The organism is Arthrobacter pullicola (assembly GCF_014836875.1).
Classification (GTDB): domain Bacteria; phylum Actinomycetota; class Actinomycetes; order Actinomycetales; family Micrococcaceae; genus Arthrobacter_B; species Arthrobacter_B pullicola.
On sequence record NZ_JACSQC010000004.1, the window covers coordinates 258,625 to 273,930 of the forward strand.

Genomic DNA, 15,306 nt, shown 5'->3' on the forward strand with positions numbered 1-15,306 from the left:
TTCAAACGTACCGGCGGGCACCGACAATTCCGGATTCAGCGCGCCGGGCGCCGTTAGGCTGGGCATATGCGCCAGGACTATCAGGAAGCCGTGATGGCGGCCGTGGAACTTATAGCACCGGGCAAAGTGCTTGCCTACGGAGATATCGCCGAGCTTCTCGGCACGGGCGGCCCACGCCAGGTCGGAGCCGTGATGGCACGCAGCGGAGGCGCCGTGCCCTGGTGGCGGGTCATCCGGGCCTCCGGCGAACCTCCCGCCTGCCATGGCAGGACCGCCTGGGAACACTATGCAGCTGAAAACACGCCGGTCCGCGGGACACCTGCCGACGACGGCACCGGCTACCGCGTCCGGATCGCGGAGGCCCGCTGGCAGCCTTCCGCAGCAGACTGGATTGTCCTGGACGGACTGCGCCGCGGGCTTGGTTCCGCAGAGGCGGACTCCGAGGCAGCGGAGCAGGCACCCGGCGGAGCCCCCGCCGGGTGTGGAGATGCGGTTGGCCGGAGTGCCGCAGGGCCGGATCGGGCAATGTCGGTGCGGCATGGTGAAGTGGAGGCATGAGCATTAACCTGCAACTCGTTCCTCCCGCTGCCGCGGGCAGGGCTGCCCCGCAGCTGAGTCCTGACCAGCAGGCCGCTGTGGACAGGCGCACCGGCAGCGGGCCGCTGCTGGTGCTCGGCGCGCCGGGAACCGGAAAATCCACCGTGCTGGTGGAAACCGCCGTCGCACGCATCCAGCGGGACGCACTGGACCCGGCAGGCGTCCTGCTGCTCGCTCCGTCGCGGCTGGCCGCGGCGTCCCTGCGCGACGCGCTGTCAGCCCGGCTGGAACGCACCATCAGCGCCGCGCCGGCCAGGACCTGGGCCTCCTACGCGTTCGACCTCATCCGGCGGGCGAAGGCCGAGGGCCGGCTTCCGTACGTGACACGTGCTCCCAAACTGCTCTCCGGCGCCGAACAGGACGTCATCATCAAGGAACTGCTGTCCGGTCACGGCCAGAACGGAGTTCCACGGCTGCCCTGGCCGGACTCCCTTGAGCTGGCGCTGGGAACCCGGGGGTTCCGGCAGGAAGTGCGGCAGCTGTTCGACCGCGTCATTGAGCTGGGTCTGGCACCGGAGGACCTCGCCGGACTGGGCCGCCGCTACGGCCGGCAGGACTGGGTGGCCGCCGCCGGACTCTATGCGGAGTACCGCGATGTCCTGGACATCCGCATGCCGGAAGCCTTCGATCCGGCGGGAATTATCACCACGGCGCTGGACATCCTGGAATCGGACCCGGAGTTCCTGGCCGCCGAACATGAGCGGCTGCAGCTGATCCTGGTGGACGATCTGCAGGAAGCCAACCCGGCCATCCACCAACTGCTGGGACTGCTGGCCGCCGGCCGGGATGCGGTGGTGACGGCGAGCCCGGACACCGTGGTCCAGGGATTCCGCGGAGCCCGGCCGGACCTCCTGGGCGGTTTGGCCAAAACACTCGGCCCCGGGCTCGAGACAGTGGTGCTGGACACCCAGCACCGGCTCAGCGGACCCATAGCCGCCGCCTGGCACCAGGTCGCTTCCCGGATCTCTGTGGTACCTGGGCTGCCATCCTGCCGCACCGGGGCCGGGCGTCCGGCACCGGCAGTGCCGTCCGGGGAGGGCAATCTTCCGGCTGCTGCCGCCCACGTGGTGGACTCTCCCATGCATGAACAGCGCTATGTGGCTCAGCGCATCCTTGAAGCCCAGCTGCTGGAGGGCCGGAGGCTCGAGGACATCGCCGTGATCGTGCGCACCGGCGGGCAGCTGGCCCGGATCCAGCGGTACCTCACCAGCCAGGGGATTGAGGTCAAGGTTCCCGTGGCGGAGAAAGCCGTCCGGGATGAAGCAGCGGTCCGCCCGCTGCTGGATGCCTTCGCCGTCGTCCTGGATCCGGAACTGCTGACACCCGAAACCGCTGTGTCGCTACTGACCTCCAGGATCGGCGGAGCAGGTTCGCTGGACCTGCGGAGGCTGCGGCAGGCGCTGCGGCGAGAGGAACTGCGCGCCGGCGGCGGCCGCAGTTCCGACGCGCTCCTGGTCGAGGCCCTGCTTGACCCGCTCTCGGATTCAGGCCTGGCCCTTGCCGGTCTTGGCTGGGAAGCGGGTGCAGCGAAACGCCTGGCAGCAATGCTGCGAGCAGGAAAGGAAGCGGCGGACCAAGCCGGTGCTACAGCCGAAACGGTGCTTTGGGCGCTGTGGGCTGCCACGGGCTGGTCGAAAAAATGGGCAGAGTCTGCCTTGGCGGGCGGGTCCACCGGCCTCCGCGCCGACAGGGACCTGGACGCCATCATGGCCCTGTTCCAGACCGCAGAGCGCTACGTTGACCAGCTGCCCGGCTCCACGCCGGCCCAGTTCCTGGACTACCTCACCAGCTCGGAACTGCCGATGGACACCCTCGCAGCCAGGGCGCAGAAACGCGACGCCGTGGAATTACTCACGCCGGCCAGCGCCGCCGGGCGGGAATGGCCGGTGGTCATTGTGGCTGGAATCCAGGAAGGCGTCTGGCCGAACCTGCGGCTGCGCGGGGAGCTGCTGGGCAGCGGGGACCTGGTCTCCGCCGTCGAGTTCGGTGATGACTACCGCCGTTACCGCAACCCGCAGACGCTCATGCACGGTATCCGCCACGATGAGCTGCGCAGTTTCTCCACCGCGGTCTCCCGGGCACGCGAGACCCTGATCTGCACGGCCGTTGCGTCCGAGGACGAGCAGCCCTCCCAGTTCCTGGACCTGGTGGATCCGCTGCCCGACGGTGCGGTGGCCAGGCCCCGGACCGAGGTCCTGCGCCCGCTCACCCTGCGGTCCCTCGTGGCGGAACTGCGCGCCTATGCCCAGCAAGCCGACGCCGAGCCGGCGCTGGCGAAGGAAGCGGCCGAACACCTGGGCCGGATGCTGCGCCACCCGGTCCGGGTTCCAGGCGCGGCGCCTGCGCAGTGGTGGGGCCTGCTTCCACTTTCCAGCGCCGAACCCATCCTCCCGGCAGAAGCGCCCATCCCGGTGTCGCCGTCGAAGGTGGATGCGGTCACCAAATCACCGCTGAGCTGGTTCGTGTCCGCCGCCGGGGGTGAGCAGGCGACAGACTTTGCCCGGTCGCTGGGAACCCTGGTCCACCAGATCGCGCAGGACATGCCGGACGCCTCCGGTTCTGAATACACCGCTGAACTGCAGCGCCGCTGGCCGTCTTTAGGCATGAAGGACACCTGGGAGGGCAAGCTGGACTTCAAGCGGGCGGAGACGATGGTCCGCAAACTGGCCGACTACGTGATCCAGATGCGAAAGAGCGGGCGCAGCCTCGTGGCCGTGGAAAAGGACTTTGAGGCAGACATTCCGGTGGAAGTCCGGGGCGCCGTCCGCACGGCGCTGCTCCGCGGCCAGATCGACCGGCTGGAAGCCGATGCCGAGGGGCGCCTTTTCATCGTTGACCTCAAGACCGGCAAATCCGCACCAAAAAAGGCGGACCTTGACGGGCACCCGCAGCTAGCCGCCTACCAGGAAGCCGTCCGTGAAGGCGCGCTCGAAGAAGGGCCGCCGGTCCCTGGCGGAGCTGCACTGGTGCAGCTCGGGACGACCTCCAAGGGTGTCTCTGTGCAGGAACAGCCGCCGCTGGGCACCGGGGACACCAGTGCGCTGGAGATGATCCAGGACGCGGCAACGCTGATGTCCGGTGCCACATTCGAGACGATCCATGATCCCGCCAGAAGCGGATTCGGCGGGCACGGCTGCCGCCTGCCGGAGATCTGCCCGCTGTGTACCGAAGGAAAGCAGGTTACCGAGTGAGCGTCCACCTGAGCGAAGATGTGCGGGACAGCCAGGAGCGCAGTCCGCGGTTTTCCGCCCGGCAGCTTGCCGAACTGCTGCACGGTGATTCCAGCGAACCGGTGCAGTACCCCACCACGGCCCAGGAAGAGATCATCGAGGCTCCCCTGGAACCGCTGCTCGTGGTTGCCGGGGCCGGGTCCGGCAAGACCAAGACCATGGCCGACCGGGTGGTGTGGCTGGTGGCCAACGGCCTGGTGGAACCCGAACAGATCCTCGGTGTCACCTTCACCCGCAAAGCGGCGGGAGAACTCGCTACCCGTATCCGCCAGCGGCTCCGGCTGCTCTTCCGCATGCTGGGGGAGGAGGCTGGCGGGACAGAAACAGACCAGTTGGAGGCGGCTGTCTCCACCTACCATTCCTACGCCAACGGCATAGTGAACGATTACGGGCTGCGCATCGGCGTCGAACGGGATTCCGTGATGCTCGGCGGCGCACAGTCCTGGCAGCTGGCGAACGAAGTTGTCGAGGCCTACGCCGGGGACTACGAACACTTCACCGCGGCTAAGTCCACCCTGGTGAGTGCCGTCCTGCAGATGGCCTCCGAATGCTCCGAGCACTTGAGGACGCCGGCCGAGGTCAGGGCGGAACTGGAGCACCAGATCGCCGAAATCCAGCACCTGCCCTATCAGGCCGGCAAAACCAAGGAACCCGCGCAGGCCGCCAAGACCCTGCTCGGCAAGCTTCGCACCCGGGTCTCCGTTACCGAGCTGGTGGAGTCCTACCAGCGGGCCAAATCGGAACGGCGGCAGCTGGACTTCGGCGACCTCGTGGCGCTCGCGGCCCGCATCGCCGAAGAAATCCCCGAAGCCGTTGCCATGGAGCGGGCCAAGTACAAGGTGGTGCTGCTGGACGAATTCCAGGACACATCCCACGCGCAGATGGTGCTTTTCTCCAAGCTGTTCGGAGACGGAACACCGGTGACGGCAGTTGGCGATCCGCACCAGTCAATCTACGGTTTCCGCGGTGCGTCCGCCGGGCAGCTGGGCACCTTCCGCACGCACTTCCCGCTGGTCCAGCCGGGCGGAAACCGGACCCCGGCCCCAGTCGCCAACCTCTCCGTGGCCTGGCGGAACTCCACCGCGATTCTGGCCACCGCCAATGCCGTTTCCGGTCCGCTGAACCAGCCCGTGCCCTGGCTGAAGCACAACCGTCCCCTGGATGTGCCCGAACTCCAGGCCAAACCCAAGGCACCGGTGGGGGAGGTGTACCTGGGCAGGTATCTCTCGGAAAAAACGGTGACGCTTCCCGACGGAACCGTCAGCCTGGGGGAAGCAGAAGCACTGGCTGCGGAAATCGCCAAGCTGCGCGCCCAATGGTGGAAACGGCCGCACGAGACCGATTCCCGCGGCAACCTGCTGCCGCCCACCGTCGCCGTGCTCTGCCGGGGGAAAAAGCAGTTCGACCCGATCCGCCGCGCGCTGGAAGCCCACGGCATCCCGGTGCAGGTCGTTGGGCTGGGAGGTCTGCTCTCCACCCCGGAGATCGTCGACCTGCTCGCCGTGCTCCGGGTCCTCGGAGACCCCGGACGTTCAGACTCCATGCTGCGTATCCTTGCCGGTGCCCGCTGGCGGATCGGCCCGGCCGACCTGATGGCGCTCGCTGATTGGTCCCGCCACCTGGTGCGGGTCCGTGAGCGGGCCGTCCGGGTCCAGGACCTTGCCGACGTTGACGGACCGGATGAAAGCGGGCCCGCCGTCGTCGAGACAGATCTTTCGGAGGCGGGCAGCCTGGTTGAGGCTGTCGACCACCTGCCAAAGCCGGGCTGGACGTCGAACGCCGGGCGTTCCCTGAGCGCGCAGGCGCTTTCCCGGCTGGCTGCGCTCCGCGACGAACTGCGGGAACTGCGCGGCTATGTCGGGGAGGACCTGACGACCTTGATCGGAGAGGTGGAGCGGCGCATCCTGCTCGACATCGAAGTGGCCGCCAAACCGGGGATCAGCATCCACGAATCGCGGCGGAACCTCGATGCCTTTGTGGACGCCGCGGCGACGTTCAGCGCCTCCGCTGACCGGGTTGACCTCGCCGCGTTCCTGGCCTGGCTCGAAGTCGCCGATGAGGAAGAGAACGGACTGCCCGTAACCCAGCTGGAGACCAGCCGGGAAGCCGTCCAGCTGCTGACGGTCCACGCATCGAAAGGGCTGGAATGGGACGTTGTTGCCGTTCCGGGTCTCAGCGAAGGCCAGTTCCCCAACGACAAAGACTCGCGCTGGAGCAGCGGGAATGCGGCCATTCCGTGGAATCTGCGCGGGGATGCCCCCGATTTGCCGCAGTGGGAGTGGGAACAGCCGGACCAGAAGTCCTGGGTCGATGCGGAGAAACTCTTTGCCGAAGATGCGCGCGGGCATGCCGAACGTGAGGAACGCCGGCTCGCCTACGTCGCGTTCACCCGGGCGAAGCACGTGCTGCTGTGCACCTCCAGCGCCTGGGGCGGCGGGCGGTCCAAGCCGACGCCGGCCTCACGCTACCTGCTGGACCTCTACGACCTGGGGAATAACGGTGCCGAAGGTTTCCACCTGCTGTCCTGGCTGGAACCGGAGGACGAGGGAGATGAGAACCCGGCCAACGCAGCCACCGAACGTGCCGTGTGGCCCAAGGACCCGCTTGCTCCGGCCCGCCGGACGGCGATGGAGGCCGCCGCAGCGGCGGTCCTGGCTGCGGCAGATGCTCCGGCGGACAGCGGCATGGGCCTGGCCGAATCCGTTCCGGCGGACGGGGGAACCGACGACGGCGGCTCGGCAGTTTTCGAACCCCGCCGCTGGGGCCGGGACGTTGAACTGGTCCTGGCAAGGCACAGGGCTCCGGATGAAGTCATGCAGGTTGAGCTGCCCGCCCATATTTCCGCGTCTATGCTGGTGGACCTGCGGGATGATCCGGAGGCCGTAACACGCCAGCTCCGCCGGCCCGTTCCCCGTGAGCCTGGAATGGCGGCCCGCAAGGGCACGGCCTTTCATGCCTGGGTGGAGGACTTCTTCGGCCGCAGCGGGATGCTCGACCTTGACGAGCATGCCGGTGCCGCTGATGCCTACGTTGATGAGGCCTACCAGCTTGAAGACATGGTGGCCACCTTCGAGGCTTCTGAATGGGCGGCCCGGACCCCGGCGTTCATCGAGGTCCCGGTGGAAACCCGCGTCGATTCAGTGATCGTCCGCGGGCGGATCGACGCAGTCTTCCAGGACAGCGACGGCTCCTGGGACCTGATCGACTGGAAGACCGGTGCGCCGCCGTCGGCGGACAAGCTGGCCGTACGGTCAGTCCAGCTGGCCGTCTACCGCCTGGCCTGGTCCCGCCTGAAGGGCGTGCCACTGGATCAGGTCCGGGCCGCGTTCTACTTTGTGGCGGCGGACAAGGTGATCCGCCCGCACAACCTCCTCGGCGAAGAGGAGCTGGAGCGGATCATCCTGGACTCAGCGGGAGGAGCAGGTCCGTCCGGGCCTGGCCGGGACTGATCGTTCTGAGCGCCGGACAAGAACGGAACAGCGCCGCCGACTGGACGGCGGCGCTGTTCCGTTCATCCGGAGCCAGGTACCTAGGGGGTAGCCCGGCGAAGCGTTCCGTAGGACCCGGCCGCAAGGACTACTCCGGCGAGCAGCAGCCAGCCGGAAAGGGACAGGGGCGTGAGCTGGACAAACCAGGCGCCCACTGCGGCCCATGAATCCGTTGTCGTGGCGGCAGCCACACCGGCCAGCAGAATCAGCGCGAAACCGACCAGCGCTGCGACCAGGCCGATTGTCCGCCAACGCCGGTACACGGTGGCGAACCAGAAACCGAACATAAACAGCAGGATGGTCAGAGCGAAATAGAGCAGAATCTGCACCCACCAGGCGGACTCAGCGACCCACGGCAGGGCGAAGATGTTCCCGTCGACCCCCCAGCCGTTCGTCGCCCGCTCCACCAGCCCCAGGATCCAGTAGAGCACCCCCAGCGCGAGCGCGAGCAGCGAAAACAAGCCAAGGGTTCCAAGGTAGAAAGACCGCCGGCTCACGCTCATGGCCTGTGAAAACGGAAACGTAAGGCTCAGCGACTGAACCCCGGCGGCGAGGAAATACCACATGACCGCCTGGCCGGAGAACGCCAGCCTGGTTCCCTCCCCCTCGTCAGAGGGAACCAGGGCCAGGATCGCAATGGCCAGCACCGTGGATGAAACAATGATGATTCCTGGTATGCCCAGGTACAGCCATTTGTTCAGCAGCTGCATGCGGGCGACGGCGAGCGGGCGGTTCATCGCAGGGCCTCCTGGTTCTGTTCGTTGCTGTCAGCGGCGGAGCCGAAGTGCTCATTGGCCTTGAGCGTGCGGCGGATAATGAGCTGCTGGAGTGAGACGGGGGCAAGCTCCAGGCCCAGAGCCTGTGCCCGCTGCCGGTCTTCCGTGGAGAGGGGAGTGTCCACGGTTACGGAGGCCAGGGCGCCCAGGCCCTCCCGGTGCAGGACGGGACGCCCGGCAACGAACTCCTCCACAGCTGATGACTTCCCGGCTACGGCGAAGGCAGAGCCGGTAATGGCTTCCACCTCGTCATCCATCACGATGCGTCCGCGGTCAATGACGATGACGTGTTCGAGCAGGTTCGCCACTTCGTCGATCAGGTGCGAGGACAGGATGATCGTGCGCGGGTGGTCTGCGAAGTCAGTGAGCAGGCGGTCGTAGAAGAGCTGCCGGGCGACGGCGTCGAGGCCCAGGTAGGGCTCATCGAAGAACGTCAGCTCCGCGCGGGACGCCAGCCCGATGATCACGCCGACGGCGGAGAGCTGGCCGCGGGAGAGTTTCTTGATTCTGTGTTTTTTCGGCCGGGGGAGCTGGAAGTCCTCAAGCAGTGTCTCCGCCAGGTCCTTGTCCCAGTTGGGGAAGAACAGGGCAGCTGCATCCAGGGCATTCCGCACGGTGAAGTCGTCGGGGTACTTCTGGGATTCGCGTACGAAGCACAGGCGGGAGAGGATCTGTTCGTTTTCGAACGGGTGTCCGCCGAAGACCCGGACTTCCCCGGAGCTGGCAAAGCCCTGGGCGGTCAGGATGGACATCAGAGTGGTTTTCCCTGCGCCGTTGCGGCCCAGGAGGCCGTAGATGCGGTTCGGAGAGATGTCGAGGTTGACGTCGTCAAGGGCCAGCTGGTCCTTGTATCGGCGGGTCAGTCCGCGGGTTTCTATGACGTTCATGGTGCCGGGGTCCCTTCATGTTCAGCGGCACTGCGTTGGATAAGGCTGGTAAGTTCCTCCACCCCGATGCCGAGCTTCCGGGCTTCTGTCTGGAGGGGTTGCACATACTGGCGGTAGAACTGCTCCCGCCGCTTGGCGAGCACTGCGGCCCGGGCCCCGGGGGCAACGAACATTCCGATGCCGCGGCGTTTGTAGAGCAGGCCCTGGTCCACGAGCAGGTTGACGCCCTTCGCGGCCGTTGCCGGGTTGATCCGGTAGAACGCGGCGATCTCGTTTGTTGACGGCACCTGGCCCTCCTCCTGCAACACGCCGTCCAGGACATCACCTTCGATCCGTTCAGCGATTTGCTGGAAGATCGGCCTGCTGTCATCGATCACGGCATCCTGCTTTACTGTGGCTCATGTTTACCCGGCTCATTGGTTAGTTACTTGACTAACTAACCATGGTGGTGCGGCGGTGTCAATGGATTTCCCGGGAATATTCCGGGACCCGCCGGGACGCAGCGAAGCGCCCGCCTGGAATCCAGGCGGGCGCTTCAGGCGCAGTTTCCGCGGGGGAGGGACGGATTGGCTAGCCTGCGGGGCTGGGATCCTTGTCCGCTTCGGATGCCTTGGCCGCAGCGAGCGGAATGGCCGTGGTGGAGGTTCCCGCCTCGCTGTCTGTCTTAGCGGGGGCCGGAGCCTTCGGGCTGATGCCGCTCTCCTCCGCTGCCGGCGCGGCTCTATCCGGCGAAGGTTCAGTGCTTTCGAGGTCTCCGCTGTCCTGCTCCACCGGTGCTTCACCACCGCTGACCGTGGTTTCTTGGCTTTCTCCGGTCCCGGTGATGGGCAGGACGCTTACCTTGGCTCCGGCCTGGGGACCTGGCTGCGATCCCGCGGCGACCGAAGATGCGACGCCGGCCGGGGCCGGGCTGGACGCTTGACGTTCCACCGGCGGCCGGGAGGACACAACCAGCGTATCCGGGACCGCAGCCCCGGCCAGGGGTGCAGCGGACTCACGGGCAGCCGCCAGGGCGGCCTCCTGCTCCAGGATGTCCGCCTCCAGCGTTGACAGCATTTCTTCAGCCTCGGCCACCATATCCGGGTTCTGTGCGGCGAGCCCGCGCACCAGCCACTGCGCCAGGGCGAACTCCGCCGAGAGGGCCGCCCGGCGGATGAGATGGGGATCCACGGCATCCGGCCGCGCAGCAACATAGGCAGCATGAACGGCGTCGGTAAAGCCGGTGTTGTTGGCTGCGATCAGCCAGGCAAAGTCATCCGCGGGGTCCCCGATGCGAAGGTCTGTCCAGCCGCTGACGGCACTGACCCGGCTGCCGGAGATGAGCAGGTTGTCCTCATGGAGATCCCCGTGCACCACCGTGGGACTGAACCGCCACAGGCCGACATCCTCCAAGGCGTGCTCCCAGCGCCGCAGCAGGGTCGCAGGGATTTTGCCGGTGGTGGCAGCCTGGTCAAGTTCATTCAGCTTGCGCTGGCGGAACTCGTTTGCCGTGTAGCTGGGCAGGTCCGCGTTGTGGACGAGGGACTGGGGCAGGGCGTGAACCGCGGCCATCGTGCGTCCAATGTCGGCGGCCAGCTCGCTGCCCAGCGCGGCCAGGTCATCAATATCACGGGTCGTTCCGGGCAGGTGCGAGTACACGAAGGTGCACAGCTCGCCCTGGCGGACCGTGCCGGCGACATAGGGCAGCGCGAACGGCAGCTCGGCGCGGACGGCAGGAACGAAAGCGCGCAGCACCAGCAGCTCGGTTTCGAGGCGCATGCTGGCTTCCACATGCTTGGGTGAGCGCACCCGCCACTGTTTGCCGGCGTCGTCAACGAGGAGCGCGGAGTCAAAATCCGCCACGTCGTCCGGCGAACCGGCGACACCGGTAAGCGCCAGTGCCGGTACGGCGGCGCTGGCCAGGGCTGCCAATTCCATAGGAGTGCGTTTCACACCTTCAACCGTAGGGGCACATGTGGCGGGAGTAACCCATAGACCCCCGGCGAGTCGGAAGAGCGTGAGGAAAACCTCAGCCGTGCGGGTGCTCTGTCCACTGCGGGGCTTCCGCTTTCTGATTGGGCTTCCTCAGTCAGTACGGTAGGTATATGACCACCCCGCCACGCACAGCAGAGACCCCGCAACTTGGAGCGCTGCCGCTTGCACGCGGCGCCGTGGACCGGGGCAGCGAACGGAGGGTCGCCGAAGATCTCTTCGGGACCATCCTTGACCTGCCGTCCACCCGCGTCATGTACATTTCCGGCGGCAAGACCCTTATCCGGGACACCGGCAGTAATACCTCGGAACTCGTCCTGCAGCGGCCGGGGCCCGGCGGCTTCGGTTCCAATCCGGTCTATCTGGGCCGGACGCTCGAAGCAGGCTCCGCGGCCATTGGCGCTGACATCGTGATGGTCACCGTGCCGGAACCGGAAACGGCGCCGGCTGTGGAGGGTGCCCGCTGGGCCGGCCTGCGCGAGGTTGCGACAACGCTGGGAGCTCTGGATGCCGGACTGTTCGTCGAGGCCTGCGCCGTGTCGAACTGGCATGCCACCCATACCCACTGCCCGCGCTGCGGCGCGCCCACTGAGCTGGAACAGGGCGGCTGGGTGCGCCGCTGCCCGGAGGACGGCAGCCAGCACTTTCCCCGCACCGATCCGGCGATCATCGTGGCTATCACAGACCCGCAGGACCGCATCCTGCTCGGCTCAGCGGCTGCCTGGCCCGGCAACCGGTACTCCACGCTTGCCGGCTTCGTTGAGCCGGGGGAATCGCTGGAAGCGGCGGTGATTCGCGAGGTGGCGGAGGAAGCCAACGTCGTGGTGCGCAATCCGCAGTACCTGGGCTCGCAGCCCTGGCCGTTCCCGTGCTCACTGATGCTCGGTTTCTGCGCCGAGGCAGACGGAACCGAGCCGCAGGCCGACGGGATCGAAATGTCCGATGTCCGCTGGTTCACCCGCACGGAACTCACCGATGCCGTGGCCGCAGGGGAGCTGACCATCCCATCCTCGATTTCCATCGCCCGCAACCTGATTGACCGCTGGTACGGGGGGCCCGTGCCCGAGCCGGTTCCGGCAGGCGGCAAATGATCACCGATTCGCTCGAAGCGCGCATCCTCTCGGGGCTCGACGACGAACAGCGCGAAGTTGCCACCACCCTGAACGGACCGCTGTGTGTCCTGGCTGGCGCCGGCACCGGAAAGACCCGGGCCATCACCCACCGCATGGCCTACGGCGTCCATTCAGGCCTGTACAAACCGCAGCAGGTCCTCGCCGTCACCTTCACCGCCCGGGCCGCAGCCGAAATGCGCACCCGGCTGCGGGACCTGGGGGCCGGCGGCGTCCAGGCCAAGACGTTCCACGCCGCAGCACTCAAGCAGCTGCAGTACTTCTGGCCGCAGACCGTGGGCGGGCCCCTGCCCGGGCTGCTGGACCACAAAGCCCAGCTGATCGCCGAAGCTGCGCGCCGGCTGCGGCTCTCCACCGACCGCGCCGCGATCCGCGACGTGGCCGCGGAAATCGAATGGGCCAAAGTCTCCATGCTTACCTCGGACAGCTATGTCCGGGCTGCCGCCGGACGGGACGCCCCGGCCGGGTTCGACCTCACCACCGTGTCCCGGATCTTCCAGTCCTATGAGGACGTGAAGGTGGACCGCAACGTCATCGATTTTGAGGACGTGCTGCTGATTATCGTGGGGATCCTGCAGGAGGACCCCCGGGTGGCCGCAGCCGTGAGGGACCAGTACCGGCATTTCGTGGTGGATGAGTATCAGGACGTTTCCCCGCTGCAGCAGCGGCTGCTGGACCTGTGGCTGGGCGAGCGGAACGAACTCTGCGTGGTGGGTGATGCCAGCCAGACCATCTATTCCTTCACCGGGGCCACTTCACGGCACCTGCTGGAATTCACGCACCGCTTCCCGGGAGCACAGGTAGTGAAGCTCGTGCGGGACTACCGCTCCACTCCGCAGGTGGTCAACCTGGCCAACCGGATCCTGGCTGCCCGCACAGCCGAAGGGGAACGCTCGCGGAACGCGCCTCCCTGGCCCGAGCCGCTGGAACTGATAGCGCAGCGCAGCTCCGGCCCGGAACCGACCTTTACCGAGTGTTCTGATGACGAAGCAGAGGCAGCCCAGGTCGCCGCGCGGATCCGGAAACTGGTCGAGGAAGGGATCGAACCCAGCCAGATCGCCGTCCTGTTCCGGACGAACGGGCAATCCCAGGCTTACGAACAGGCTCTGGCCAGTGCCGGAATCGGCTACCAGCTGCGCGGCGGGGAGCGCTTCTTCGCCCGGCGGGAAGTCCGGGACGCGATGCTGCAGCTGCGCGCCGCAGCCCGGTCCGTGGGAAACGAACCGGTGCCGCAGCTGGTGCGGGACATCCTGGCCAACCTCGGCTACACGGCAGAGGCGCCCTCCGGCGGAGGAGCCACCCGTGAACGCTGGGAGTCCCTCGCCGCTCTGGTGGCGCTGGCCGATGAGCTGCACGCCAACCGCACCCTGGACCCGGAGAGCATTTTCACCCTTCAGGACTTCTCAGCCGAGCTTGAGGAGCGCGCCGCAGCGCAGCACGCGCCAAAGGTGCAGGGCGTGACCCTGGCCAGCCTGCACTCGGCCAAGGGCCTGGAATGGGATGCCGTATTCCTGGTGGGCCTGAGTGAAGGACTGATGCCGATCTCCTTCGCGGACACCCCTGAAGCAGTGGATGAGGAACGGCGTCTGCTCTACGTCGGAATCACCCGCGCACGGGTGTACCTGGCACTGTCCTGGTCCACGGCGCGGACACCGGGAGGACGGGCCAACCGCAAGCCGTCCCGCTTCCTGGACGGCCTGCGCCCCAATACCGCGCGGGACGCAGCCGGCCCGCGCCAGGTACGGGCGGCCCGCAAAAAAGTAACGGGTCCGGCCAAGTGCCGCGTATGCGGGACGCTTCTTGGTACAGGGGCTGAACGCAAAATGGGCAGATGCGCCGACTGCCCGGCCACCTATGACGAAGTCACTTTTGAGGCGCTGCGGGACTGGCGCCGCGAGACATCCGCGGAGGCGGGCGTTCCAGCCTTTGTCATCTTCACCGATGCCACGCTGGTGGCCATCGCCGAGGACAAACCACCGACCCTCAACCGGCTGGCCACTCTCCCGGGTGTGGGACCGTCCAAGCTGGAACGCTACGGCGAAGCAGTCCTGGCCGTACTCGCCGCCCACCCCGGAGCTTAGGCCGCCCTGCTGGCACCGGCGGCCTGGAGCTGGCAGCCGCACCCGGGATGGAACTCCAGTGGTTCCACTCCGATGTGTCCGTCGGCGGCGCGCAGCTGGAGTACAGCGGACCACGTAACCGGCTGGGCCACGCCATCGATGAAGGACAGGGCCTGGCCGGCGGCGATCCCGGCGGCCAGGCTGGCCGCAGAGACCTCCTCGCCCCCGGGCCCGGGTGGGCTGCCGGATTCCGGCTGCTGCGGCTCGAGCGCTGCAGAGGCGGCGTACCAGCCGGGGTCGGTGTCCCCGCGGTACCGGTCCAGGCAGCCCAGGCAAGCGGTGGATCCCGGCACCACGAGTGGGCCGATCTGGTAACCGTACTGCTGCACGGCGACGGCCAGGTGAGGCTGTTCGCGGTCGCCGCCGGCAATGGTGAGCAGCGGACCGGGCTGGTCCGAGACGAGGACGGCCAGGTCAGTGCCTGCCGGGGGCCGGCCCGGATCAGGTCCCGGAACGGCAAGGACCCGGACGGTCGGATCGATCCGGTACAGATGCCTTCTGACCGCTTGGAAGCGCTGCATACCGATGTCGGTCAGCGCATAGGCGGGTCCGACGTCGGAGGGAGCGACGATCCGCGGGTCGCCCAGGAGAAGGGTACCGATTCCGGCAGCGGCCAGGGTCCGCGCAAGGAGTGCCCCGCAGCGGCCCAGGCCCTGGATTTCGACGGCGGCCCCGGCACGGCGGGCCACAGCAGCGGACGCGTCCTGGCCATAAACCGCGGAGAGCCGCTGTACGTCCGGCCCCAGCCGCTCCTGCCGCAGGGGAGGCAGAGGGTGCTGGTTATCTGTGCAGGGCAGCAGCACCGGCGCAAGGGCCGTCACAAGCTGCGACTGCCGCTCGGCACCGACGCCGGACGCCGCCGCGGCCGCCTGCTCAGTGCCGTCGGGAACTCCGCCGCGCAGCAGCCCGACGAATGCCAGGTCAGCCGGGGTGAGGCCGGCCAGCAGCAGTGCCCCGGTGCCGAGGCCGAACTGCCGGCGGTCAGGGCCAAGGTCCAGAACATAGATTCCCGGGTTGATCCGCATGCTGGGCCTCCTGAAGACAGCGGTCTGAGAACGTGGGAGCACCCATGCTGGCACGCGGCGAAACCGTTTCCCGGGTTATCCA

At 67.4% G+C, this 15,306-nt stretch carries 10 protein-coding genes; 5 read left to right on the forward strand and 5 right to left on the reverse strand.

Annotated elements, in window-relative coordinates; translation table 11 throughout:
- Positions 1-66: 66 nt before the first annotated feature.
- Genes H9638_RS10085 through H9638_RS10095 form a run of 3 tightly spaced genes read left to right on the forward strand, consistent with a single transcriptional unit; the run spans position 67 to position 7,276 of the window.
- Positions 67-558, forward strand: coding sequence for an MGMT family protein (locus tag H9638_RS10085; RefSeq protein WP_191747048.1), 492 nt, complete (start codon positions 67-69; stop codon positions 556-558).
- Complete coding sequence (locus H9638_RS10090) at positions 555-3,788, forward strand: ATP-dependent helicase (protein WP_191747049.1); 3,234 nt, start codon at positions 555-557, stop codon at positions 3,786-3,788. Before H9638_RS10085 ends, H9638_RS10090 begins: the two co-directional genes overlap by 4 nt.
- Positions 3,785-7,276 carry an ATP-dependent helicase gene (locus tag H9638_RS10095; protein ID WP_318241847.1) on the forward strand — a complete coding sequence of 1,164 codons (3,492 nt, stop codon included), beginning with the start codon at positions 3,785-3,787 and terminating at the stop codon, positions 7,274-7,276. Before H9638_RS10090 ends, H9638_RS10095 begins: the two co-directional genes overlap by 4 nt.
- Before the next feature lie 80 nt (positions 7,277-7,356).
- On the opposite strand, the gene H9638_RS10100 is transcribed toward H9638_RS10095, so the two are convergent.
- From H9638_RS10100 to H9638_RS10115, 4 genes are all read right to left on the reverse strand, one after another.
- Complete coding sequence (locus H9638_RS10100) at positions 7,357-8,052, reverse strand: hypothetical protein (protein WP_191747050.1); 696 nt, start codon at positions 8,050-8,052, stop codon at positions 7,357-7,359.
- Positions 8,049-8,978, reverse strand: a complete 930-nt coding sequence (locus tag H9638_RS10105; RefSeq protein WP_191747051.1) for an ABC transporter ATP-binding protein — start codon at positions 8,976-8,978, stop codon at positions 8,049-8,051. The genes H9638_RS10100 and H9638_RS10105 overlap by 4 nt, the downstream gene beginning before the upstream one ends.
- A complete protein-coding gene (locus H9638_RS10110) occupies positions 8,975-9,355 on the reverse strand; it encodes a GntR family transcriptional regulator (RefSeq protein ID WP_191747052.1) in 381 nt (126 codons plus the stop codon). Before H9638_RS10110 ends, H9638_RS10105 begins: the two co-directional genes overlap by 4 nt.
- A 193-nt stretch (positions 9,356-9,548) precedes the next feature.
- Positions 9,549-10,910, reverse strand: coding sequence for a macrolide 2'-phosphotransferase (locus tag H9638_RS10115; protein WP_191747053.1), 1,362 nt, complete (start codon positions 10,908-10,910; stop codon positions 9,549-9,551).
- A 152-nt stretch (positions 10,911-11,062) separates the two neighbouring features.
- Between H9638_RS10115 and nudC the strand changes: the two genes are divergently transcribed.
- Both nudC and H9638_RS10125 read left to right on the forward strand, forming a co-directional pair.
- On the forward strand, positions 11,063-12,040 hold the full coding sequence (nudC, locus tag H9638_RS10120; RefSeq protein WP_191747054.1) for an NAD(+) diphosphatase: 978 nt from the start codon (positions 11,063-11,065) through the stop codon (positions 12,038-12,040).
- Positions 12,037-14,160 carry an ATP-dependent DNA helicase UvrD2 gene (locus tag H9638_RS10125; RefSeq protein WP_191747055.1) on the forward strand — a complete coding sequence of 708 codons (2,124 nt, stop codon included), beginning with the start codon at positions 12,037-12,039 and terminating at the stop codon, positions 14,158-14,160. Before nudC ends, H9638_RS10125 begins: the two co-directional genes overlap by 4 nt.
- Here H9638_RS10125 and H9638_RS10130 read toward each other — a convergent pair.
- Positions 14,157-15,224: a ThiF family adenylyltransferase gene (locus H9638_RS10130; RefSeq protein ID WP_191747056.1), complete on the reverse strand. Its 1,068-nt coding sequence runs from the start codon at positions 15,222-15,224 to the stop codon at positions 14,157-14,159. The two genes, H9638_RS10125 and H9638_RS10130, sit on opposite strands and share 4 nt — an antisense overlap.
- Between the last annotated feature and the right edge of the window lie 82 nt (positions 15,225-15,306).